Here is a 24,491-nt window from a genome sequence, read left to right as displayed (position 1 = left end):
CCGATGAGCACGAACCTGAAGGCCGGGTCGCCGGCCGGCGCCGAGGCCCCGAAGGAATCCGGAGACAACGGGCACACGACCGGCCTCGGCCGGCTGATCATCGACGGCATGCGCCGCAACATGCGGCAGTACGGGATGCTCTTCGCCCTCGGCCTGATCGTGATCCTTTTCGAGGTCTGGACGGGCGGCGACCTGCTGCTGCCGCGCAACGTCTCGAACCTGGTGCTGCAGAACAGCTACATCCTGATCCTGGCGATCGGCATGATGATCGTCATCATCGCGGGCCACATCGACCTGTCGGTCGGCTCCATCACCGCGTTCACGGGGGCACTCGCCGCGGTGCTCATGGTCACGCACCACTGGTCGTGGCCGGTGGCCGCGATCGCGGTCCTCGCCGTCGGCGCGGTCGCGGGGGCCATGCAGGGCTTCTTCATCGCCTACCTCGGCATACCGTCGTTCATCGTGACCCTGGCGGGCATGCTGCTCTTCCGCGGACTGACGGAGATCTTCCTCAAGGGGCAGACGCTCGGCCCGTTCCCCGAAGGGCTGCAGAAGGTGGCCAACGGCTTCCTGCCCGAGGTCGGCCCCGACACCAACTACCACAACCTCACCCTGCTCCTCGGCCTCGGCCTCATCGCCCTCGTCGTGTGGCAGGAGGTGCGCGACCGCAAGCGCCAGCAGGAGTACGCGCTCGACGTGCTGCCCGCGAAGCTGTTCGCGCTGAAGCTCACCGCGCTGGTCGCCGCCGTCCTCGTCTTCACCCTGCTGCTCGCCAGCTACAAGGGCGCGCCCGTGGTGCTGATCGTCCTGGCCGTGCTCCTCGTCGCCTTCGGCTATGTGATGCGCAACGCGGTGATCGGCCGCCATGTCTACGCGATCGGCGGCAACCTGCCGGCGGCGAAGCTCTCCGGCGTCCGGGACAAGAAGGTCACCTTCGCGGTCTTCCTCAACATGGGGATGCTGGCGGCGCTCGCGGGCCTGGTCTTCGCGGCCCGCTTCAACGCCGCGTCGCCGAAGGCGGGCGTCAACTTCGAACTCGAGGCCATCGCCGCCTCGTTCATCGGCGGCGCGTCGATGAGCGGCGGTGTCGGCACGGTGCTCGGCGCGATCATCGGCGGCACGGTCCTCGGCGTCCTGAACAACGGCATGAACCTCGTCGGCGTCGGCACCGACTGGCAGCAGGTCATCAAGGGCCTGGTCCTGCTCGCGGCGGTCGGCTTCGACGTGTGGAACAAGCGCAAGGTCGGTTCGTAAGTCAGCTCACCCCGTCGGCCGAAGCCCGGCGGGGCCCACCCTTTGAGGGAGCCGCACATGGAACTGAGCAGACGCACTCTCCTCGCATCGGGCGCCGCTGCCGGTGCAGCAGCCACCGCGCTGGGCGGAACAGCCCACGCCTCAGGCTCCACCTCGGGAAGCAGGAGGCCCGTGAAGGAGCTCTTCGGCAAGCTCGCCGACGGCACGAGGATCTACCGCTGGTCCCTGGAGAACGGCGGCACCCGCCTGAAGGTCCTCTCCTACGGCGGCATCGTCCAGTCCCTGGAGATACCGGACCGCCACGGCCGGTACGTGAACGTCTCCCTCGGCTACGACACCATCGAGGACTACGTCGCCGGCACCACGTTCTTCGGTGCCACGATCGGCCGCTACGGCAACCGCATCGCGAACGGCCGGTTCGCCCTCGACGGCACGACGTATCAGCTCTCCGTGAACGACGGGGCCAACTCCCTGCACGGCGGGGCGAAGGGCTTCAACACGCGGGTGTGGGACGTGGAAGACTTCAACTCCGGCTCCGACGTCGGCCTGAAGCTGCACTACACGTCGGTCGACGGCGAGATGGGCTACCCAGGCACGCTCAAGGTAACGGTCACCTACACCCTCGGGGCGAGCGGCGACTGGCGCATCGACTACGAGGCGACGACGAACAAGGCGACCGTCGTGAACCTGACGAACCACACGTACTACAACCTCGCGGGCGAGGGCAGCGGCGGCATCTACGACCACGAACTCACCCTCGCCGCCTCCCGTTACACGCCCACCGATTCGGGCCTCATCCCGACCGGTGAGCGGGCGAGGGTCGCGGGCACCCCGTTCGACTTCCGTTCCGCGAAGCCGATCGGCCGCGACATTCGCACCGCGCACCCGCAGCTGGTCACGGCCAAGGGCTTCGACCACAACTGGGTCCTCGACAAGGGGATCACGGCGCGGCCGGTGCACTTCGCGACACTGCGCGACCCGTCCTCCGGCCGCACTCTGGAGATCGCCACGGATCAGCCGGGCGTCCAGTTCTACTCGGGCAACTTCCTCGACGGCACGCTCACCGGCCCCTCCGGGCGCACCTACCGGCAGGGCGACGGCCTGTGCCTGGAGACGCAGCACTTCCCGGACTCGCCGAACCATCCGGCGTTCCCGTCGACGGTGCTGCGCCCGGGCGAGACGTACCGGACGACGACAGTGCACTCGTTCAGCGCCTGACCGACCCCGCCCACATCCCCCGGCCTCGCCCGTGACGACCACGGGCGAGGCCGGTGTCGTTCCTCCCCCTTCGCAATTGCTTCACCAAGCCCTATGGAGACGTCAGTTGAAGCTCAGCAGACGCACGTTCACGGCGCTCACCGCCACCACCGCGGCGAGCCTCGCCCTGCCGCTGCCGACGGCCGGCGCAGCCACTCCCGACGACACGTCCGCCCCCGCCCCCGTACCCGAGGCCGACGGGCAGACGCACACCGTCACCTTCGACAAGTACTCGCTGCTCGTGGACGGCAGCCGGGTCGTCCTGTGGTCGGGCGAGGTGCACCCGTTCCGGCTGCCGAGCCCGTCGCTGTGGCGGGACGTGCTGCAGAAGCTGCGCGCGCACGGCTACAACGCCATCAGCATCTACGTCGCGTGGAACTTCCACTCCCCAGCCCCCGGCCTCTACGACTTCACGGGCGTGCGCGACCTCGGCCGCTTCCTGGAGACGGCCGCCGAGGAGGGTCTGTACGTCATCGCGCGCCCCGGCCCGTACATCAACGCGGAGGTCGACGCGGGCGGATTCCCCGGCTGGCTGACGGCCACCAAGGGCACGGCCCGTACCTCGGATCCCACCTATCTGGCGTACGTGGACGAGTACTTGACGGCCGTGAACGAGATCATCGCCCGGTACCAGTACACGCGCGGCAAGGGCACGGTCGTCCTCTACGAGCTGGAGAACGAGTACGCCTCGAACGTGACCAGCCCGGCCGGCAAGGACTATATGGCGCACCTGTACGCGAAGGTCCGCGCCGACGGTATCGACGTTCCGCTGTTCCACAACGACAAGGGCCGCAACGGCTACTGGGCTCCGGGCTCGTTCAGCACGGGTGACGAGTCCGGGCGCTACCTCTACGGATTCGACGGCTACCCGTCGCCGTCGGGCAACCCGCCGGACTGGGGCTACTTCGGCGTGGGCGGCGCCAAGGGCGGGTCGACGGCGAGCCCCGACACCCCAGGTCTGATGGCCGAGTTCGGGGGCGGCTGGTTCGACCCGTGGGGCGGCGCCGTGTTCGCCGGCAAGGGATACGAGGAGTCGCGGCGCACCCGCGACGCGGCGTACGAGCGGCGCTTCTACCTCACCAACCTCGCCAACGGCATAAAGATCCACAACGTCTACATGACGTTCGGCGGCACCAGCTGGGGCTGGCTCCCCGCGCCGGTCGTCTACACGTCGTACGACTACGGGGCGGCCCTCGACGAGGCGCGCAATGTCACGTCCAAGCTGACGCCCATGCACCAGATCGGCCAACTGCTCCGTTCCGTGCCGGACCTGGCGAAGCTGGACCGGGCGCAGGACACGGCGGCCGCCGACCCAGCCCTGAAGGTCTACCACCTGACGAATCCCGACACGGGCGCGCACGTCTACGTCCTGCGCAACGACACGTCGGCGTCCATCACATCGACGCTGCCACTGGGCTCGGTGAACTCGGAGGTCACGGTCGGCGCGAAGGACGCGAAGCTCGTTCTGGCCGATACCGCTCTGGGGCAACGGGAGTTGGCGTACTCGACGGTCCAGCCGATGATCCAGCTGAGCGCGGGGCGCCGGGACGTCGCGGTGTTCGCGGGCCGGCCGGGAGAGCCGGCCGAGGCGGCCTTCGCGTACGAGGAGGAGCCGGAGGTCACGGTCCTCGACGGGCCGGCAACCGCTACGTACGAGGACGGAATCCTGCGTATCTCCACCCACCTGGGCGGCCTGGTGAGGGTACTGGTGGGCGGCACGCTCCTCGTCCTGTTCGCGGACGACGAGACATCAGCGCGGCTCTGGCGCTACGACACCCCTTCGGGCCCGGTCCTCGTCCGCGGTCCCGCGCTGCTGCGCCGGGCCGGACTCGACGGCGCCACCCTCCACCTGACGGGCGACACGATCGAGGACGCCGACCTGGAGGTCTGGGCGCCGCGCGGCGTGCAGCGGATCACCTGGAACAACGGCCCGGTCCATGTGCGCACCACACCTTCCGGCAGCTTCGCCGCCGAGCGGGCACTCCCGGGCGTTCCGGAGGTACAGCTGCCCGCGCTCACACACTGGCGGCAACGGCCCGAAAACCCGGAGTCGGAGCAGGACTTCAACGACACGGACTGGACCGTCGCCGACAAGGCGACGTCGTACTCGACGACGCCCGTGCCCGCGGGCCGGCCCGTCCTGTTCGCCGATGACTACGGCTTCCACTACGGCGACGTCTGGTACCGGGGTTCGTTCGACGACGCGAGCGGTGCCGAGTCGGTGAACCTGGCGTACTCCACCGGCACCCAGGGCCTGCTGATGGCGTGGCTCGACGGCCGCCCCCTCGGCACGCACCGGATGCCGGTGCCGACGTCGGCCCAGTCCACCCAGGGCACGTGGACGGCGACGGCGGCCTTCGCCCTGCCCGCCGACCTGCGCACCGCCGGCGGCCATGTCCTCTCGGTCCTCGTCCGCCGCATGCAGCACGACGAGGACGGCGGCGCCCGGGACTCGCACAAGTCGGCGCGCGGCCTGACCGGGGTGGCGTTCACGGGCGCGGATCCGGCCGTGGCCTGGCGCATCCAGGGCGCTTCGGGCACGGACCCGGTGCGCGGACCGCTCAACACGGGCGGCCTGTACGGGGAGCGGCACGGCTGGCACCTGCCGGGGCTCGATCTCGACGCGGACGGCGGCTGGGAGCGGGCCACGTTCCCGGTCGACGGCCCGGCACGGCAGGGGATCTCCTGGTACCGCACCACGTTCCGGCTCGCCGTCGACCACGACGTGGACGCCTCGATCGGCCTCACGTTCACGGACGACGCGGCCCACGCCTACCGCGTCCAGCTCTACGTCAACGGCTGGAACATGGGCCAGTACATCAACGACGTGGGCCCCCAGCACACGTTCGCCGTCCCGAACGGCATCCTGCGCACCCGCGGCGCCAACACCCTCGCCCTGGCCGTCCTCGCCGACGGCACGACCCCGGCGGGCCCGGGAGACGTACAGCTGAAGCTCCTCGGGAGCGCGGCGGGCGGAGTGGAGGTGCGGGCGGTTCCGTCGCCTGGCGTGTGACCACCCCCTGAGTGGCACTGAGCGGCCGGAGGGCGACATCCCCTCAGGCCGCTCAGTGGCCGACGCCGTGGATCAGCCGAGCCGGATCACATTCCACGACAGCGGCTCAAGGGTCGCCTTGAGCGTGCCGTCCTCAAGCCTCGTGCCCGTACCCGCGTGCGGCGCGACGCGCTCCGGCTCCGCGAGCGTGTTGCGGGCGTCCGGGTCGGCGTCGGCAAGCACCGAGTGTTCGACGACCTCACCCAGCTCCAGCCCATGCATCGCCACTTCGAGCGGCAGGGACTCCGTCTGACTGCGGTTGACCGCGAACACAGTGACCGTGCCGTCCTCCGCGCGGACCGCCGTAGCGTGCAGCAGGTCCGCGGTGCCGTGGCGCTTCGTGTCGTACGTCGGTCCTGACATGCGTACGTCGAGGACCTCGCCGCGCCCGTACCGCGACGCCGCCGCGAACGGGAAGAACGTCGTCTGGCGCCAGGCCGGGCCGCCGGGCTCGGTCATGATCGGGGCGATGACGTTGACGAGTTGGGCCAGGCAGGCCACCGTGACGCGGTCCGCGTGGCGGAGCAGGGCGATCAGGAGCGAACCGAAGACGACCGCGTCGGTGACCGAGTAGACGTCCTCCAGGAGGCGGGGGGCCTGAGGCCAGTCGAGGGCGGAGACCTCGGCGTCCGTGCGCGACATGTACCAGACGTTCCACTCGTCGAAAGAGAGGTTGATCTTCTTCTTCGACTTGAGGCGCGCGCCCACGTGATCGCACGTTGCGACGACGTTCTCGATGAACGACTCCATGTCCACCGCCGACGCGAGGAAGGAGTCCCGGTCGCCGTCGTGCTCTTCGTAGTACGCGTGGAGCGAGATGTAGTCGACCAGGTCGTAGGTCTCCTGCAGGACCTTCGCCTCCCACTCGGCGAACGTGTCCATGCCCTGGCCCGAGCTGCCGCAGGCGACCAGCTCGACGTCCTTGTCGATCTGGCGCATCGCACGCGCCGTCTCGGCGGCGAGCCGCCCGTACTCCTCGGCCGTCTTGTGGCCGGTCTGCCACGGTCCGTCCATCTCGTTGCCCAGGCACCAGAGCCTGATGCCGAAGGGGTCCTTGTCGCCGTGGGCGATGCGGCGGTCCGACAGCTCCGTGCCCGCCGGGTGGTTGGCGTACTCCTGGAGTTCGATGGCCTCCGCGACGCCGCGCGTGCCGAGGTTCACCGCCATCATCGGTTCGGCCTGCGGGCCGACCTTCTTCAGGAACGCGATGTACTCGGACAGGCCGAAGCGGTTCGACTCCGTCGTGCGCCAGGCCAGGTCGAGACGGCGCGGGCGCTCCTCGGCGGGGCCGACCGAGTCCTCCCACTTGTAGCCGGAGACGAAGTTGCCACCGGGATAGCGGATGGCGGTGACGCCGAGTTCGCGGACCAGTTCCAGGACGTCCTGGCGCAGGCCCGCCTCATCGGCGGTGGGGTGGTCCGGCTCGAAGATGCCGGTGTAGACACAGCGGCCCAGGTGCTCCACGAAGGAGCCGAAGAGCCGGGGGTCGACCGTGCCGACCGTGAAGGCGGGGTCGAGGGCGAAGCGTGCGGTGCGGGTCATGTCTCCCTCAGGGTTCGGGATTACGTACGTTGATCGAGTCAGCGGACAGCCGGCCAGCCGTCCTTGCCCCAGCTCAGCTCGTTGAGGCCGAGCTTGGGGGTGCCGGAGTCGCCGGCGTCGTAGTAGTGGTACGCGAGTACGTCACGCCCCTTGTCGCGGAAGACGGACTCGCCCCCCGTGCCGACGAACCGGCCGTGCCCGGCGAGGAGCAGCGTGCCGCCGCCGGCCAGGAGCGGGGTGCCGTCCTCGTCCGCGTACGGGCCCGTGACCGAGGTCGAGCGGCCGACCCGGATCTTGTACGTGGAGTTCACGCCGGAGCAGCACGCGTCGTACGAGGCGAAAAGGTAGTAGTAGCGGCCGTGGTGGACGACGGCCGGGCCCTCGACCGCGTACGGGGCGTCGGGGCGGGTCGCCAGGTGGTGGACGGTCGCGCCCTCGATCGCCTTGCCGGTCCGCGGGTTCAGCTCGACCATGCGGATGCCGGACCAGTATGAGCCGAAGCTCATCCACAGTTTCCCGTCGGCCCGGACGATCGCCGGGTCGATGGCGTTCCAGGTGTCGGTGGTCCCGGAGCTGAACACCTTGCCGTGGTCCGTCCACGTACCTGGGAGACCCGATGCGGAGGTGGCGACGCCGATCGCCGAGTGGTTCGTGCCCCAGGACGAGACCGCGTAGTAGAGCCAGTACGTGCCGTCGCGGTAGGAGATGTCGGGAGCCCACGGGTCGCCGGTGTCGTTGTACTCGTACCACCAACTCGGCGGCGCGGCGAAGGCGTTGCCCTCGTCGGTCCAGTGGACGCGGTCCTTCGAGAGGCGGGCTCCGATGACGCCGCCGGTCGAATAGGCCACGTACTGGCCGGACTTGAGCTTGATGACCGTCGGGTCGTGGACGATCTGCTGGCCGGTGATCGCCTGCGGGTCCGGATAGGCGGCGTCGGCCTGCGCCATCGTGGGCAGCAGGGCGAGAAGGGCGGCGGCCGCCACGGCTGCCAGGGGTCTGCCCACTGCGCGTACGGTCACTGTCCCGCCAATCCCGTGTGGGCCACGCCGCTGACGATCTGGCGCTGGAAGAAGACGAAGACGACGATCAGGGGCAGGCCCGCCATCAGACCGCCGGCCATCAGCTGGGCCCACTGGATGCCGTACGAGTTCATGACGGTCGCGATGCCGTTCGGCATGGTCATCAGGTCGGGGTTGTTGGTGACCATGTACGGCCACAGGAAGTTGTTCCACGACGCGATGAAGGTGAAGATGCCCACCGCCGCGAGCGAGGGGCGGGCGAGCGGCACGACGATGGTGAAGAAGACCCGCCAGCGTCCGGCGCCGTCGATGAACGCGGCCTCCTCCAGTTCCTTGGGGATGCCCTGGAAGAACTTGTAGAGGATGTAGACCATCGCGGCCGGCGCGCACTGCGGCAGGATCATGCCCCAGTACGTGTCGACCATCCCCATCTGCTGGACCGTGGTGAACAGGGGCACGCCGAGGACCGCCGGGGAGACCATGAGTCCGGCCATGACGACGCCCATCAGGACGTTCTTGCCGCGGAACTCGGTGCGGGCGAATCCGTAGCCGGCGAGCGCGCTCACCGTCAGCACGATCGCGGTCACACAGACCGACACCACAAGGGAGTTGACGAACCAGTCGGTGATGTTGCCGGTCTGGAAGAGCGCCTTCCATGCCTGGCCGGTCCACTCCTTCGGCAGCCAGTGCGGCGGCACCTCGACGGCCTCGGTCTCCGACTTCAGCGAGGTGAACAGGGCCCAGGCGAGCGGCGCCAGGAAGACGGCGGAGACGGCGACGCCGAGGAGCGTGAGCACGATCTGGCTCGGCGTCCAGGCCTTGCGCGTACGGGTCTTGATGCGTATCAGCGCGGCGTCGGTGGTCATCGCGCGCCCTCCTCACGGTTGCGCAGCAGCCACATCCGCGCGAGGGCGACGGCCGCGATGATCACGAAGAAGATGATGGAGATGGCGGAGGCGTAGCCCACGCGGTAGCTGGTGAAGCCCTGTTCGAGGGTGAACTGCACGAAGGTGCGCGTCGATTCCTCCGGCCCCGGCCCGAAGTCCTGCATCACGACGGCCTGGTCGAAGACCTGGAGCGAGGCGAGGATCTGCAGGGCGATGACGAGGCCCGTGATGTTGCGCAGCATCGGCAGGGTGATGTGGACCATGCGGTGCCAGGCGTTCGCGCCGTCCAGCTTCGCGGCCTCGTAGAGGTGCCCGGGGATGCCCTGGAGCGCGGCGAGGTAGAGCAGGAAGCTGAAGCCGACCGTCCACCACAGGGTCGTGATGACGACGGCGAGCATCGCGTACGACTTGTCGGTCAGCCAGGGGGTGTCGATGCCGAAGACGTGGTTGACCATGCCCGTACCGGGGTTGAACAGCCACTGCCACAGGTTACCCGCGACGGTGGAGGGCAGCAGGAACGGCAGGAAGAAGCACAGCCGCCACAGCCATGTGCCGCGCTCTATGTGGTGGGCCAGCATCGCGAGCAGGAAGGCGAGGACGGTGATGCAGGGCACGACGAGCAGCGTGAAGAAGGCGCTGTGGCCGAGCGAGTCCCACATCAGCGGGTCATGGAGGGCCTCGCGGTAGTTGTCGAAGCCGATGAAGCCCGCGCTGTCGCCGGAGATGTTGGCGTCCGTGAAACTGAGGTAGATGCCGCGCAGCAGCGGCCAGATCACGAAGAGCGCGAACAGTGCGAGGAACGGGGCGACGAACCAGCCGCCGTGCTGGAAGCCCTGCTTCCTGCCGACGGTGGCGGCGCCCGCCGCGGCGGCCTGCGCGCGCGGCGGTGCGATGACGGTCTCGGCGCTGGTCGTCATGCGGCCGCACCTCCTTGCGCTGCGGTCTTGCCGTCCATGGGGTTCTTCATGGCCAGGAGCTGGGTGAGCGCGCCCTTCATGCGGCGGGCGACGGCCTGAGGCCTGGCCGAGCCCAGAGTCGAGGAGACGACGATCGGGCCGACGCGCTGGGCGAGGATGCCGGTGGACCCGGCGAACCACACCTTCGGCTCGTTCGCCTGGTGGTCCATCGCGGAGACGTATTCGTTCTGCGGGCTCAGCTTCTTGTACGCGGCCGTGGACAGGGTCGGCGTGTACGCGGGGATGTGGCCGCCGGCCGCCCACTGCCGGGCGTGCTTGACGACGTACGCGGCGAGTTGGTGCGCGCCCTCGTTGGTGGCGCCGCCGCGGCCGGCCTGGTGCGGCAGTACGAAGGAGTGCGACTCGGCGTGGGTGGCCTGCTTGCCGAAGACGGGCGGCAGCGGGGTCGCGCCGTACTCCAGCTTCGCGCCGGAGAAGACCGGCACGGACCAGTTGCCCTCCCAGGTGAAGGGGGTGCCGTTGACGAACTGTTCGGCGCCGACGGACCCCATGCCCGGGTTGGCGTACCCGTCGGCGACGTGCTGACGCAGGAACTCCAGGACCTGGGTGGCCTTGTCGGTGTCGAAGGTGACCTCGGTGTTGTCGGCGTTGAACCAGGTGCCGCCGAGCTGGGTGTAGAAGGCGACGAAGAACCACCACTGGAAGTTCTGGTCGTTGACCCACAGGCCGATGGTCTGAAGCCCCTTCCGGGTGGCCTTCTTGGCCTCCTTCAGCATGTCGAACCACCCGTCGGTGGACGTGACCGGGACGAGCCTGCCGTCGTCGCCGATCAGGCCCGTCTTCTTCAGGACGTCCTTGCGGTAGAAGCAGAGCTGGACGTGGATGTCGAGCGGGAGGGCGTAGAGCTTGCCGTCGATGACGGCGCGCTTCCACAGCGCGGGGTTGAAGTCGGCTTCCTTCACGCCGTACTTGGCGAGCAGGCCGACGTCCCACGGGTCCAGGAGGCGGCCGGGCGAGAACCCGGTGACCCGGCCGAGGTGCATCACGCCGAGGTCCGGTGCGCGGTTGCCCGCCGCGGCCATGGCGAGCTTGGTGTAGAAGGGGCTTCCCCACTGGAGGGTCGAGTCCTTCACGTCGATGCCGGGGTGCTCCTTACGGAACGCGTCCAGCATCGCGATCATGTTGTAGCCGTCGCCGCCGCTGAAGAGGTTCCAGTAGCGCACGCGTGTGCTCGCGCTGGAGGCGAGCGCGTCGGCCCCCGTGCCCAGCGCGGCAAATCCGAAGCTGCCCGCCACCGTCAACCCGCCGATTCCGGCCAGGAGTTGCCTGCGGTTCAGGCCAGGTCGTCCCATTCCCTGCCCTTACTGTTCGATATATCGAATGATGCTCGTAACTTCGAACGGGACCGTAAGTTCGGGACGCGGCGACGTCAATGGGTTGCGCAACACAAAGGTGCGGGACCCCCACCCGCGTGGGGGTCCCGCACCTTCGAAACGCTCGCTCCGGGCTCAGCCCTCGAACGCGGGTTGCGCCAGACCGCGGCCCATGTCGCGCAGGACGAGCAGTGAACCGGCGTACGGGGACGGGGCGTCGAGGCCGACGCGTGCCGACGTGACGTACAGGTCGGTGAGGTCCGCGCCGCCGAAAGCGCAGGCAGTGGGGCGCTTCACCGGCAGCTCCACGACACGGTCGAGCGCGCCGGACGGGGTGTAGCGTCGCAGCGCCGAGCCGTCCCAGAGGGCGACCCACACACAGCCGTCGGCGTCGACGGTGAGCCCGTCGGGGTGGCCCGCCCCTTCCTCGACGACCGTGAACTCCCGTCGGCGCACGACCTGTTGACCGTCCACATCGAATACATCGATGCGCCGCGTCGGGGTGTCGACGTAGTACATGAGCGTGCCGTCGGGGCTCCAGCCGGTGCCGTTGCTGACCGTGACGTCGCCGAGGATCTCGGTGGTGGTCCCGTCGGGCGCGATCCGCAGGAGGTTGCCGCCGCCCGGCGTCTCGTCGTACGCCATGCTGCCCGCCCAGAGCGAGCCGTCGGGGGCGACGGCGGCGTCGTTGCCGCGCCGGCCCGGCACGGGGTCCCGGTGCAGCCAGCGGAAGTCCTTCCCGCCGGGCCCGTACAGGCCGATGCCGTCACGGAGGTTGACGACGAGTCCCGCGCCGCCGGCCCGCGGTTTGGCGGCGCCCACGTGCTGCTCGGTGGCCATGACCGTGCGGCGGCCGGTCGCGGGTTCGTACGTGTAAACCCGGCTGCCGAGGATGTCGACCCAGATCATTCGGCCGGCCTCCGCGTCCCAGGTGGGCCCCTCCCCGAGCGTGGCCTCCGCGCGGACGGCCACCTCGGGCCTCATCGGCCGGCCCCCCGGTACCCGAGCCGCGCCGACAGGTCGGCGGCGCCCTTCACGGCGAGCTGCGCCAGCTCGTCCTCGCGCGACTCGCTCCAGCGGATCATCGGCACCGACACCGAGAGAGCGGCGACGACCCGTCCGGAGCGGTCACGCACGGGGGCGGCGACGCAGCTGACGTCCGGATTGGACTCGCGGCTCTCGACGGCGACACCGCGCTCCCGGATACCGGCGAGGGCCTCGCGCAGGACGGCCGGGTCGGTGATGCTGTTCTCCGTCATCGCCATCAGCTCGGCGTCGTCGGGAACGCGGACCGCCAGCTCGGGCTGCGGCAGCGAGGCGAGGAGCATCTTGCCGACGGAGGTGCAGTGCGCGGGCAGCCGGCGCCCCGCGGCGGAGACCATCCGCACGGCGTGGGTACTGTCGACCTTCGCGATGTAGATGACGTCGGTGCCCTCGAGGATCGCCACGTGCACGGTCTCGTCGCAGGTCTCGGCGACCTCGCGGGCCACCTGCTGGCCCTCGGCGGCGAGGTCGAGCTGCTCCGCGTACCGGCTGCCGAGCTGGTAGGGGCGCACGCCCAGGCGGTAGCGGCCGGGCTCGCCCGGGACGGTCACGAGGTAGGAGCGGGCGGTCAGCGTCGTGACCAGCTCGTGCACGGTGGTGCGCGGCAGCTGGAGCTTGCGGACGATGTCCGGGGCGGACAGGGTGCCGTCCCCGTCCAGGAACAGCTCGAGTATGTCGAGAGCCCGGGTCACGGCGGGTACGAGACGCCCCACGGCCGGCCCCCTCTCTATGTTCGAAATTTCAACAGTCGGTCGGTATCGCGAACATAGGCTACTCACAGCCGCGTTGAGGGGGCAATGGGTCCGGGGGCGCCCCACTCGCCGGTTCGCAGCCTTGTGACGGCGCTCACATGCCCCGTACGCGTGTCACAGCCGCGAGGGCCTGATGTGCTGTTTTCTCCGTGATGTTCCTGATCGACGTGACGTCCGAGCCGCATGAGATGAACGTCAGCCGGGCGCGATCCCGCGCGACCGGGGCGGCAGGGTCCTCAACACCGTCACGCTCGACGTGCTCGACGTGCTCGACGCGCTCGCGTGATCGACGTGATCGCGTGCTCGACGCGCAGATCCAGATGATCCACTTGGTGATCAACCCCGACAAGCTCGGGCACCTGGGCCCGGGGTCGGACCCATGGGCGATCGACCGCGGGGTGCGGCAGGCCCGCCGGCAGCCGAGGGGCTGCCGGACCGGTCACGGTCCGCCGGGCAGATCCCTCAACCGCCGTGCGCGCAACACCAGTTCCAGCTCGAAACGGCGGTCCGGGTCGTCGATCTCGTCGCCCCACAGCTCGCGGATCTGGCGCAGCCGGTAGCGGACGGTCTGCGGGTGGACGCCGAGGCGGGCGGCCACCTCGGGTGCGCCGCCGCGTGTCTCCAGCCAGGCGAGGAGGGTGTCGGCCATGCGGCGGGCATGGGTGGGGCCGCAGTGGGCGAGGGGCGCGAGCGCGCGGCGCGACAGGTCGTCGATGAGTTCCTCGGGCTGGAGGAGCACGAGGGCCTGGGTGTGTTCGGTGCAGTGCAGCACCTCGCCCGCCGGGAGCAGCCCGCGCTCCACGAGCCGGACAGCTGCCTCGGCCCAGCGCAGGGACTTCGCCGCGTCCGACAGCGGCACCGGCGGGCCGATCGCGCCCGACCAGCCGGCCATGGCGCGGCGCAGGAGTTCGGGGCGGCCCGCCGCGTCGGGGTCGGGCACGACCATGCGGGGCTGCTCGGTCTCCATGTCGAGGAGCACGCCCTGGCCGACGGCGGGCGCGACCGCCTCGCGCGCGGGGCGCAGGAGCACTCCCACGGAGACCCGGCCGGGCAGGGGCCAGCCGATCCGGGAGGCCCGTTCGGCAAGGGCCCGCGCGGGGTCGGGCGGGGCGGCGGCGCCGCGTTCTCTGTGGTCGAGGTGTTCGGTCTGCTCGGTGAGGAGCAGGTCGATGAGTTTGCGCTGGAGGCGCAGGCGTTCGCCGGCCTGCCGGGCGGCGGCCTCGGCGTAGCCGCGTACGGACTGGTCGACGAGTCCGTCGAGGTACTCGAATCCCGACTCGGCGAGTTCGTACATGGCGGGCGGCGGGATGAGGGCCCGCTGGCCGAGTTCGGCGAGGCGGCGCCAGGCCAGGCGGACGCCGAGCCGGTACATGGCCTGGAGGGAGTCGAGGCTGCGGCCGTGCAGGCTCTGGCCGCGGCCGAACTCCTGGAAGACGGCCGGGTGGGAGCGCGGCCGGTCCTCCGCGTCGGCGAGCTGGAGCTGCACGAAGCCCTCGATGGCTCTGCGGATGCCGACGAGCGCCATGGGCTCGCCGGACTCGTCGAGCACGAGGGGTAAGTGGGGGTATTCGCGGCGGATCTCCCGCAGGATGTCCTCCGCGAGGGCGGGCGCCTCGGCCATGGCGAGCCCGGCGAACCGTTTCACCTGGAGCCGGGGCACATCGCGCCAGGCCGATCGCTCGGGCCGCACGGCGCTGTGGGTCGCGGGGCCGACGGACGGAACGGGGGGCACCCTCAACGCTCCCGGCCGGCTGTCTCGTACGTCACGAGCGGCACGTTCGGCTGGTCCGGGGTGGCGTTCAGAAGGGCCATGACGCCCAGGGAGGCGCCGAGGGCGAGCACGGCGCCTGCCGCGACGGTCAGGGCGGCGGCGAGCAGTCGGTTCATCGCAGGGTCAGCCTCTCGTTCGGAGGTCGAATCCCCACCCGTTGCGTAGTCCCCTGCCGGGCCCCGTTCCGGCAAGTGCCCAGTGTCTGCAATGCATTGACACTCCGTCAAGGGTGCGCCTACGGTTCCCGGCCCAAAGCCGCGTTGCGCCCGCACCAGACCTCCCTCCCCCACCCCAGGAGTGCCGGATGCGTCGTACAGCTTCACCTTTCTCCCTGCTCACACTGGGTCTCGGCGCGTTCCTGCTCGCCCTGGCCCCGCTGTTCGCGTGGTACGTCGAGCCGCGCGCCGAACGCACCCCCGTCGACGTCGACACGACGACCGTGTTCACCGGAACCGGAAGCTATTTCGACACCGGCGCGGTGAAGACCGTGCGCGGCAAGAGGATCACCGTCACGCGCCAGGTGCGCGGCGATGTGGCCGCGTCCGAGAAGAGCGGCCGGGCGGTGTGGGACGTGTCCACGTCCGTCGACACCGACGCGTCGCTGCCCGCGGCCGACCCGCACGACGCGCTCCAGTGGACCCTGGAGCGCTGGGTCACCGACCGCAGGACCAACGCACCCGTGCACTGCTGCGGCGAACAGCCGTCCTTCGAGGGCGAGGCCTACCTCAAGTTCCCCTTCGACGTGCAGAGGCGCGCCTACCGCTGGTGGGACAACACGCTCGGCGCGACGGTCACGCTCTCCTACCGGGGCACGAAGAGGGTCCAGGGCTACGAGGGCTACCGCTTCACCGGCACCGTCCCCGCCACGAGGACCGGGTCGCGCCTGGTGCCCGGGACGATCGTGGGACAGCCGAAGCGGAATCAGGTCCTGGCCGAGGAGTGGTACGCGAACCACGGCATCGAGCTGGTCGTGGACAAGAAGACGGGCCGGATCGTCTACGCGGCGATCGGCCCGCGCAAGACGCTGCGCGCCCCCGGTTCGGCGAAGGACGCGGTGGTGCTTCTGGACAGCGAGCGCATCGCGTTCACCCCGGGCACGCAGCGCCGGCAGGTCGCTCTCGCCGACGACGACAGCGGCCGGCTCCACCTCCTCGGCACAACGCTCCCGCTCACGGCGGGTGCGGCCGGCCTGGCGCTCGCGGCACTGGGTGCCGTGTTCGTCGTACGAGGCAGGGGCGGGCGGGGCGGTACGGGCGGGAGGGGGCCGTCGAATCCCGATTCGTCCCCAACAGTGCTGGAACCCTCCACGATGTGATGAGACGTCAGCTCCGGAAAGCTGAGAATTTGTCACCTCGGTGAGTAGCCGCATCGAACAGCTCGGCGAAAACTGTCCCACCCCACCCCCGCACAGTTCAGGCACCGCCCCCGCACAGCCCCGGCACAGCTCCTCCGTAACCGCCGCCCCGGCACCCCGTTCCGCAGCCTGAGCCAGCCCCGTAAAGGCATCCCCAACGGCATCCGTAAGGCATTCCTGAAACGCCCCACGCAAGTCCCCCCACACAGTTCCGCACCCCGAGACGAGTTGGAGCACCCATGCCCCAGCACGTGCCCACCCCCCTGCGCACGCCCCACCCGGGCGACGCGCGTCCCCACCCGGCGCTTCCCCCACCGCCGCGCCGGATCGCCTTCCTCGCCCGCCGCGACCTCGGCAATCCGGCCGCGGGCGGCTCCGAACTCCTCGTCGACCGGCTGGCCGACGGGCTCACCCGCCTGGGGCACGAGGTGACGCTCCTGTGCGGCGGACCCGCCGCGTTCCGCGACTACCGCGTCGTGTCGGCGGGCGGCGACCTCGGCCACTATCTGCGGGCGCGCTCCGCCTTCGCCCGCCAGGTCGGCGACTGCGACCTGCTCGTGGAGGTGTGCAACGGCATGCCGTACCTGGCACCGCTGTGGCACCGCGGCCCGACGCTGCGCCTGGTCAACCACGTCCACACCGATCTGTGGCGCATGCGCTTCGGCGGGCCGCTCGCGCCGGCCGCGCGGCTCGGGCGACGGCTGGAGCACTGGGCGCTGTCCGGCGCCGAGCGGCGCGGTCTGCTGGTGGCCGTCTCGCCGTCGACGGCGGCCGCGCTGCGGGCGCTCGGCGTCGAACGCGAACGCATCCGTGTCGTCCACAACGGTGTCGAGGAGCCGGGCCCGCGCGCGGACCGCTCCCGTGAGCCGCTCTTCCTCGCGATGGGCCGGCTCGTCGAGTACAAGCGGATCGATCTGCTGCTGCGGCTGTGGGAGCGGGTGCGGCCGGTCACCGGCGGCCGGCTCCTGATCGTCGGCGACGGGCCCGAGCGAGAACGGCTCGAACAACTCGCGGGCCCCGGCGTCGAGTTCAGGGGCCATGTCTCCGAGGCCGAGAAGAACCGGCTGCTGTGCGAGGCATGGCTGCTGCTGCACCCCTCCGCCGTGGAGGGCTGGGGCCTGGTCGTCACGGAGGCCGCCGCGCGCGGGACCCCGGCGATCGGCTTCGACGTGCCGGGCCTGCGCGACTCTGTGGAGGACGGCGTCACGGGTCTCCTCGCGCGCGGCGAGTCGTCGTTCGCGGCGGCCTGGTGCGCGCTGGCCCTGTCGGGACAGCGGCGGAGACTGATGGGCAAGGCCGCCGAGGAACGCGCCGCGACCTTCCGCTGGGCTCACACGGTGCGGCAGTTCAGAGCCGTGGCCGCCGAGGCGGTGAGGAGCCCCGCGCCATGACGCACTCGAAACGGACCTCCCCGCCCGACCCGTCGCTGCGCCGCTCGCTCGCCCTGTTCCGCGCGTTCCTGCGCGAACAGCAGGACCCCGAGGCCTGCTACTCCCTGCTGGCCCGCGACGCCGCCGACCAGGTCGAGGCGGTCTGCGGCGACGTACGCGGAAAAGTCGTCGTCGATGTGGGCGGCGGGTCCGGCTACTTCACGCGGGAGTTCCGGCGGCGCGGCGCACACGGCTTCCTCTTCGAGCCCGACGCAAGGGAGCTGGGCGAGCGGCCGTCCGCTCCCGCGGTCGTCGCGGACGGCTATCTGCTGCCGCTCGCGGAGGGCGCGGCCGACGTCACGTTCTCCTCGAACGTCCTGGAACACGTGGATGACCCGCAGACATTTCTCAGCGAGCTGGTCCGCGTGACGCGGCCCGGCGGGATCGTCTATCTCTCGTTCACCAACTGGCTGTCCCCCTGGGGCGGTCACGAGTGGGCGCCCTGGCACTACCTGGGCGCCGACCGGGCCGGCGCCCGCTATCAGCGGCGCACGGGCAGGCCGCCCAAGCACACGCTCGGCGAGAACCTCTTCGCGCATCACATCGGCCCGACGCTGCGCCAGGTCAGGGCCCGTGACGACATCACCGTCGTCTCCGCGCGCTCCCGCTACTGGCCGTTCCTCGCGGCGACCGTCGCGAAGGTGCCGGGGGTGCGCGAGTTCGCCACCTGGAACCTCCTCCTCATCCTCCGGCGGTGTTCTCCATGACGAGCACGGTCCAGGCGCCGCCCCCGGCAGCGGCCCGCCCCGCCCCCTCCCGGCCGGGACACGGGCGGGGGCCGCGCTCGCGGCGCTGGCTGCTGGCCTTCTGGGCCACGGTGTTCGTGCTGTTCGTGGCGGTGTCGCCCGGGCGCACGACGTTCGACACGAAGCTGGGCGTCGCGCTCGACCCGTGGAAGTTCCTCACGGACCTGGGCGACCTGTGGCACGACCGGGCGGGCTTCGGCGGGATCTTCGACCAGTACGTGGGCTACTCGTTCCCGATGCTGCCCTACTACGGGCTCGCGCGCCTGACGCATCTGCCGGTGTGGCTGGCGGAGCGGCTGTGGCTGTCGATCATCGTGACCGTGGCGTTCTGGGGCGCCCTGCGCCTCGCGGAGCGCCTGAAGATCGGCAGCCCGCGCACCCGGCTGCTCGGCGCGGTGGCGTACGCGCTGTGGCCGGCGTTCACGATCGTCGTCGGCTCGACGTCGGCGGCCGTCCTGCCGGGCGCGTTCCTGCCGTGGGTGCTGCTGCCGCTCACGAACGACCGTACGAGCGCGCGCGTCGCGGCGACGCGCTCGGCGCTCCTCATCCCGTTCATGGGCGGGGTGAACGCGGCGGCCACGCTCGCCTCCCTCCTCCCGGTGGGCCTCTACCTCCTGTCCCGCCCGCCGGGCCCGCGCCGCCGCAAGCTGATCGCGTGGTGGACCCCGTCGGTGATCCTCGCGACGGCCTGGTGGATCCTGCCGCTCCTCCTCCTGGGCGTCTACGGCGAGAACTTCCTTCCGTACGTGGAGACTTCGCAGACCACGACGAGCACCATGTCGGCCGCCGAGTCCCTGCGCGGCGCCGGGAACTGGGTGGCGTATCTGCACTTCGGCGAGGCCTGGCTGCCGGCCGGATGGACGGTGGCGACGGCGGCCGTGACCGTCGTCGGCTCGGCGCTCGCGGCGGCCTTCGGGTTCGCGGGGCTCGCCCGCCGCGATCTGCCGGAACGCCGCTGGCTCGTCCTGACGGTCCTCACGGTCGCGCTGATCACGCTCGCGGGCTACGGCGGTGCGCTCGGCGCACCTTTCCACTCCACGGTGCAGTCCTGGCTGAACGGCGGCCTGGTCCCGTTCCGCAACATCTACAAGTTCCAGACCGGCCTGGGGCTCGCCCTCGCCTTCGGGCTGATGCATGTGACGGCGGTCGCGGCCGAGCCGCGCGGCGCCCGCCCCCTGCGCCACCGCCGGTACGCGCCGCTCGTGGCGGCGGTGCTCATCCTGCCGGGACTCACCTGGCCCTACCTCAACGGCTCGATCCTGCAACCGGGTTCGTTCCGCTCCCTGCCCGCGTACTGGGACACGACCGCGCACTGGCTGAAGAAGAACTCGCCCGACTCGCGCGCCCTCGTCGTGCCCGCCACCGCGCACGGCATCTACACCTGGGGCTCCCCCATCGACCAGCCCCTCGACGTCCTCGCCGACTCGCGCTGGGCGCAGCGCGACTACGTCCCGTTCGGCACACCCGGCAACCGCCGCGCCCTCGACGCCGTCGAGCAGGCCCTGACCACCGGAGGTGAAGTCCCCGGCCTCCAGGACTATTTGGGCAGGGCGGGCCTGCACTACGTCGTCGTCCGCAACGACCTCGACCCCGACCAGCTGGGCTACGTACCGACGGCGACCGTCAAGCGCACCCTGGAGGAGTCCGGGTACCGGCGCGTCACCGGGTTCGGGCCCGTCACGACCGGCGGGCGCATCGCCGAGGGCACGCCACTCCAGGTCGAGGGGCTCTATCCGCGCCTGCGGGCGGTGGAGATCTACGCACCCGGCTCCGCTCGGCGCCCCGGGCAGGCAGCCCTGCTGCCGGTCTCCGGCACGGCGGAGGTCAGCGGCGGCCCCGAGGCGCTCCTGCCGCTGTCCGCCGACCCCGGGATGCGCGGCCGGCCCACCGTCCTGGCCGGCGACAACCACCCGGGCATCGGCACGCCCGCGCTGCGCACGGCCGGTGACGGCCTCCGCCGCGCGGACACCCGCTTCGGTCTGGTCGGCTCCAACACCTCGTACACGTACACGCCGACCGAACGGAACTCCCCGGGCAGCACACAGGACCCGGGGGCGAAGCCGCGGCAGATCCTGCCGGGCGAGGGGATCCGCCATCAGACGACCGCCGTGCTGCGCGGCGCCGCGCAGGTCACGGCGTCGTCGAGCGGGAACTGGCTGTTCCACCTGCCGCAGTACGACCCGGTGAACGCGTTCGACGGGGACCCGGACACGGCGTGGGCGGAGGGCACACCGGGCACGCCCGACGGGCAGTGGCTGCGGATCGCGTTCTCCGCGAAGACACCCGTGCCCGGCACGCTCCAGGTGACTCCCCTGCCGCAGGAGGGAGTCCGGGCCGCGCCGACCCGGATCCGCGTACAGACGGAAGCGGGCTCGGCCACCTCCACTCTTCAGGCGAACGGCAGGCGCCAGACCGTCAAGGCACCTGAGGGAAACAGCAGTTGGCTGCGGATCACGATCCTGGACGCGCAGGCGGGACACACGGGGCTCGCGGGCGCGGGCTTCTCGGGCGTCGACATCCCGGGCGTTCAGGTGACCCGGCTCCTTCGGCTGCCCCAGGACTCCACGGACGCCCAGCAGTTCAGCTTCCACGCGACCACCGATGAGCCGAACCTCGGGCGCCGCTTCACGACCGCCGAAGGCGGCACGTACACCCTCAAGGCGAGCGCGCGGCCCGTTCCGGGCGACGCGTTCGACAAGCTCCTCTACGACGTGGCGCCCGATCAGCGCCGCCGCATCACGGCCACCGCGGACTCCACGTCCACGCTCGGCGGCGATCTGTCGGCGCGCAACCTCACGGACGGCGACCTGACCACGGCGTGGATCGCGGGCGACCGGCCCACCATCCATCTGCGCTGGCCGGACAAGCAGCCGGTGGGAGAGGTCGTACTCGCCGCCGCGGGCGGCCTGTCCACCCGGCCCGAGAAGATCGAGATCAGTTCGCCGGACGGGGCGGCGGTGGCGGGTGTCGACGAGAACGGCGTGGCCCGCTTCGACCCGATCACCACGGACCGACTGGACATCACCGTCACCGCGACGGCGCCCCTCACCGTCCACAACCCGGTGGCGGACGCCGATCTGCAACTGCCGGTGGGGCTGACCGAGGCGTACCTCCCGGCGCTCGACCGGTACCGCACCCCGCAGCCGTCCCCGACCCGCACGTTCAGTCTGTCCTGCGGCAAGGGACCCGAGGTCACCGTCGACGGGACGCGGTACGCGACGCGCGCGCAGGGATCGGTCAGGGACCTGGTGGAGCGCCGCCCGATCACCGTCACCCTGTGCGGGAAAACCCCCGCGTCGCTCGAACTCCCGGCCGGCACCCACACCCTGGAGACACCGCAGAACAAGGGCCCCCTCCGTCTCACCGACTCCACCCTCACCCGCACCGACGCGCCCTCCACCACCCCGCCCGCCGACCGCGATCTGCGTGTCCGCGACTGGCTCGGCGACCGCAAGGAGGTGGCCGTCGGCTCCGGCCCCGCCACCTATCTGACGACGTACGAGAACGTGAACGACGGCTGGAAGGCGACCCTCGACGGCAAGGAGCTGACGCCGTTGCGCCTGGACGGCTGGCAGCAGGGCTTCCTCGTTCCCCAGGGCGCCGGCGGCACCGTGAAGCTGAGTTACGAGCCGGCGCGGACGTACGAGGCCGGGCTGTTCGGCGGGGCCGCGGGCGTGCTCGCGCTGGCCGGGATCGCCCTGTTCCGGCGGCGCGCCACGTCCACAGATGTGACGCCGCCCGCCCCGCCGCCCGGGCTGCTGCTCGGCACGGTGGCGCTCACCCTCGTCGGCGCGGTGATCGCGGGCCCGCTCGCGCTGCTCGTCCCGGCGCTCGCGCTCGTGGCGTGGCGGCGGCACGCACTCCTCGTCCCGATCGCGTTCCTGGCGATGGCGGGCGCGGGGGTCGCCGCCGCGGTGGGTGCCGGGGAGCCGTCCCGGTCGTCCGCGGGCGCGTTCGGCCCGGTGGCCCAACTCCTCGCGCTGATCGCCCTGTTCGCGGCGCTGGCGACCACCCGCAGGCCGCCGGACACCGTGGCCGGCCCGTCGCAGGAAGGCGAAGCATGAGCGTTCCGGCCCCGCCCGCGCCGCGGCGCGTCCCGTTCCCCGTGGTCGACGAGGTCGCCCGGCACTGTCTCCAGGACGAGGAGCCGGAGACCGTCCACATCGAGGTCCACCTGCCGGGCGCTCCGGACCCCGCACGCCTGAAGGCCGCGTTCGCCGAGGCGCTGCGCCGCCATCCGCGCATCCTGATGCGGGAGGCGGCGGGCCCCTGGTACCGGCGGCGCTACGAGTGGGAGCTGACCCGTGACCCCGATGTGGACGTGGTCGTCTTCCCGCCGCCGGGGCCGGACGCACTCAAGGACGCGAGGACGCGTGCGCTGACGCACGCCCCGCCGCTGACCGCGTCGCCGCCGATCCGCCTGGAGGTCGTGCGGGAGCGGGAGGACGGCGCCGCGGTCCTCTTCCTCACCATCAACCACACCGCGCTGGACGGCCCGGCCTGTCTGCGCGTTCTCGCGACGGCGGCCGAGATCTACGGGGGTCACGACGACGCCCCCGGCGCGCCTGCGCCACACAGGGCGCCGCCCGGGGCGCCGGGGCCCGCCCTGCGCGGGCCCTCGCCGTGGACCCCGCCCGCCCGCGTCGCCCCCGGCACCCCCGATCCCTCGCCGGCCCTCTCGCCCGGCAACGGCCTCCTGGTCGCGGACCTGCCCGTGCCGCACCGGCCCGCCGGCGCCCCGTACACCGTCAACGACCAGCTCATGGCCGCCACCGCCCTGATGATCACGCACTGGAACAGGGAGCACGGCGCGCGCCCGCGCCCCCTGCGCATCACGATGCCGGTGGACGACCGGCCCCGGGGCGCGGACATGCCGATCGGCAACGGCACCCGGCTCGTCGAAGTCACCTTCGAACCACAGGAGTTGACCCCTACGGGCATTCCGCTCCTGCTGCACCGCACCTCGGTCCGCACCCGCGCGCTCAAGGCCCTCGACCGTCCCCAGCTCGGCCACGGCGCCGCCCTCCTCACCGCTCCGCTCGCCCCGGTCGCCTGGCGCGCCGCGGTCACGCGCGGGCTGCGCAGGGCCGCCGCACCCTGGACGTCGACCACGCTGCTCAGCAACATCGGCCGCGTCCCCTACCCGCTCGACTTCGGCGACGCTGGCCGCGCCCACGCCGTCTGGTTCTCGGCCCCCGCGCGCATGCCGCGCGGCCTGACCGTGACGACCGCGTCCACGGCGGGCCGGCTGCACCTCGCGCTGCGCTGGTCGCGCGCCCTGCTCGGACCGGGCGACGGCGACCGGCTGCTTGACCTGTTCGAGCACTACCTGCACGCGACGCAGGAGGCGACGCCATGACCACCACGTCCGCCCCGCCGGGGCTGCGGGACTTCTACGAGGACCCGGCGACCCCGGTCGCCTCCGGCGAACAGCGCTCCCACCGCCAGGCCCGCGCGCTCGCCACCGCCCTCGGCAGACCCGCGCCCTTCCCCGCCACGGTCGTCGACATCGGCTGCGGCGACGGGCAGGCGGCGGCCACCGCGGCGCCGCTCCTCGCGGGCCACCGCATCGTCGGCGTCGACTGGTCGCAGGACGCCCTCAAGCGGGCCAGAGCCCGGATCCCGGACGTGGTGCGAGGTGAACTCACCGCGAGCGGGCTGCCGTTCGCGGCGGGCTCCGCCGACGCCGTCCTGTTCAGCGAGGTGATCGAGCACCTCGTCGACCCCGATGCCGCGCTCGACGAGATCCGCCGGATCCTGCGCCCCGGCGGCCATCTCATGCTGTCCACGCCGAACCTCGCCGCCTGGTACAACCGCGCCCTGCTCCTCACCGGTGTGCAGCCCGTCTTCTCCGAGGTCAGCCTGCGCGCCGTGCACGGCCGCCCGGGCAGCGAGGTCGTGGGCCATCTGCGTCTGTACACGGCCCGCGCTCTGCGGTCGTTCGTGGCGGCGGCGGGCTTCGACGTCGTACGGGTCACGGGCGCGCCCTTCCACGGGGTGCCGCGCCCGCTGCGTCCCCTGGACCGACTCGCCTGCGCGGCCCCTTCCCTCTCGTCGATTCTCCTGCTGCACGCCAGGAAGACGTGAGCGGGA

The 24,491-nt window shown here is 71.4% G+C and carries 18 protein-coding genes; 9 read left to right on the top strand and 9 right to left on the bottom strand.

Annotated features, from left to right (window positions below; all coding sequences use genetic code 11):
• Positions 1–3 precede the first annotated feature (3 nt).
• The 3 genes from mmsB (at position 4) to OG574_RS31005 (ending at position 5,524) form a co-directional block, all read left to right on the top strand.
• A complete protein-coding gene (gene mmsB / locus OG574_RS31015) occupies positions 4–1,254 on the top strand; it encodes a multiple monosaccharide ABC transporter permease (RefSeq protein WP_326775890.1) in 1,251 nt (416 codons plus the stop codon).
• A gap of 57 nt (positions 1,255–1,311) precedes the next feature.
• On the top strand, positions 1,312–2,472 hold the full coding sequence (locus OG574_RS31010; protein ID WP_326775889.1) for an aldose epimerase family protein: 1,161 nt from the start codon (positions 1,312–1,314) through the stop codon (positions 2,470–2,472).
• 106 nt (positions 2,473–2,578) lie between these two features.
• Positions 2,579–5,524, top strand: coding sequence for a beta-galactosidase (locus OG574_RS31005; protein WP_326775888.1), 2,946 nt, complete (start codon positions 2,579–2,581; stop codon positions 5,522–5,524).
• A gap of 72 nt (positions 5,525–5,596) precedes the next feature.
• Here the strand turns inward: OG574_RS31005 and arfA are convergent, their stop codons facing one another.
• From arfA to OG574_RS30955, 9 genes are all read right to left on the bottom strand, one after another.
• The gene (gene arfA / locus OG574_RS31000; RefSeq protein WP_326775887.1) at positions 5,597–7,105 is read right to left on the bottom strand and encodes an arabinosylfuranosidase ArfA; all 1,509 of its coding nucleotides are present in this window, start codon (positions 7,103–7,105) and stop codon (positions 5,597–5,599) included.
• A 38-nt stretch (positions 7,106–7,143) separates the two neighbouring features.
• The gene (locus OG574_RS30995; RefSeq protein ID WP_398374509.1) at positions 7,144–8,052 is read right to left on the bottom strand and encodes an arabinan endo-1,5-alpha-L-arabinosidase; all 909 of its coding nucleotides are present in this window, start codon (positions 8,050–8,052) and stop codon (positions 7,144–7,146) included.
• Between the two features lie 68 nt (positions 8,053–8,120).
• The gene (locus tag OG574_RS30990) at positions 8,121–8,990 is read right to left on the bottom strand and encodes a carbohydrate ABC transporter permease (RefSeq protein ID WP_326775885.1); all 870 of its coding nucleotides are present in this window, start codon (positions 8,988–8,990) and stop codon (positions 8,121–8,123) included.
• Positions 8,987–9,928, bottom strand: coding sequence for a carbohydrate ABC transporter permease (locus OG574_RS30985; protein ID WP_326775884.1), 942 nt, complete (start codon positions 9,926–9,928; stop codon positions 8,987–8,989). The genes OG574_RS30990 and OG574_RS30985 overlap by 4 nt, the downstream gene beginning before the upstream one ends.
• A complete protein-coding gene (locus OG574_RS30980) occupies positions 9,925–11,280 on the bottom strand; it encodes an extracellular solute-binding protein (RefSeq protein ID WP_326775883.1) in 1,356 nt (451 codons plus the stop codon). Before OG574_RS30980 ends, OG574_RS30985 begins: the two co-directional genes overlap by 4 nt.
• Positions 11,281–11,436: 156 nt before the next feature.
• Positions 11,437–12,285: an SMP-30/gluconolactonase/LRE family protein gene (locus tag OG574_RS30975; RefSeq protein WP_326775882.1), complete on the bottom strand. Its 849-nt coding sequence runs from the start codon at positions 12,283–12,285 to the stop codon at positions 11,437–11,439.
• Positions 12,282–13,058, bottom strand: a complete 777-nt coding sequence (locus OG574_RS30970) for an IclR family transcriptional regulator (RefSeq protein ID WP_326775881.1) — start codon at positions 13,056–13,058, stop codon at positions 12,282–12,284. The genes OG574_RS30975 and OG574_RS30970 overlap by 4 nt, the downstream gene beginning before the upstream one ends.
• Positions 13,059–13,536: 478 nt before the next feature.
• Positions 13,537–14,829 (bottom strand): helix-turn-helix domain-containing protein, encoded by a 1,293-nt coding sequence (locus OG574_RS30960; RefSeq protein WP_326775880.1) that lies wholly within the window; start codon positions 14,827–14,829, stop codon positions 13,537–13,539.
• 2 nt (positions 14,830–14,831) lie between these two features.
• Entirely contained in the window at positions 14,832–14,984 is a 153-nt protein-coding gene (locus OG574_RS30955; protein ID WP_326775879.1) for a hypothetical protein, read from the bottom strand.
• Positions 14,985–15,172: 188 nt separating this feature from the next.
• Between OG574_RS30955 and OG574_RS30950 the strand changes: the two genes are divergently transcribed.
• The 6 genes from OG574_RS30950 (at position 15,173) to OG574_RS30925 (ending at position 24,485) form a co-directional block, all read left to right on the top strand.
• On the top strand, positions 15,173–16,183 hold the full coding sequence (locus OG574_RS30950) for a DUF3068 domain-containing protein (protein ID WP_326775878.1): 1,011 nt from the start codon (positions 15,173–15,175) through the stop codon (positions 16,181–16,183).
• Positions 16,184–16,461: 278 nt separating this feature from the next.
• A complete protein-coding gene (locus OG574_RS30945; protein WP_100591893.1) occupies positions 16,462–17,613 on the top strand; it encodes a glycosyltransferase family 4 protein in 1,152 nt (383 codons plus the stop codon).
• Positions 17,610–18,359 carry a class I SAM-dependent methyltransferase gene (locus OG574_RS30940; protein ID WP_326775877.1) on the top strand — a complete coding sequence of 250 codons (750 nt, stop codon included), beginning with the start codon at positions 17,610–17,612 and terminating at the stop codon, positions 18,357–18,359. Before OG574_RS30945 ends, OG574_RS30940 begins: the two co-directional genes overlap by 4 nt.
• The gene (locus OG574_RS30935) at positions 18,356–22,462 is read left to right on the top strand and encodes an alpha-(1->3)-arabinofuranosyltransferase domain-containing protein (RefSeq protein ID WP_326775876.1); all 4,107 of its coding nucleotides are present in this window, start codon (positions 18,356–18,358) and stop codon (positions 22,460–22,462) included. Before OG574_RS30940 ends, OG574_RS30935 begins: the two co-directional genes overlap by 4 nt.
• Positions 22,459–23,757 carry a condensation protein gene (locus OG574_RS30930; protein WP_326775875.1) on the top strand — a complete coding sequence of 433 codons (1,299 nt, stop codon included), beginning with the start codon at positions 22,459–22,461 and terminating at the stop codon, positions 23,755–23,757. Before OG574_RS30935 ends, OG574_RS30930 begins: the two co-directional genes overlap by 4 nt.
• Positions 23,754–24,485, top strand: a complete 732-nt coding sequence (locus OG574_RS30925; protein ID WP_326775874.1) for a class I SAM-dependent methyltransferase — start codon at positions 23,754–23,756, stop codon at positions 24,483–24,485. The genes OG574_RS30930 and OG574_RS30925 overlap by 4 nt, the downstream gene beginning before the upstream one ends.
• The last annotated feature ends 6 nt before the right edge of the window (positions 24,486–24,491 follow it).

The sequence above is a fragment of the Streptomyces sp. NBC_01445 genome, from assembly GCF_035918235.1.
Lineage (GTDB): Bacteria > Actinomycetota > Actinomycetes > Streptomycetales > Streptomycetaceae > Streptomyces.
This window is presented reverse-complemented; position numbering and strand designations above follow the sequence as displayed.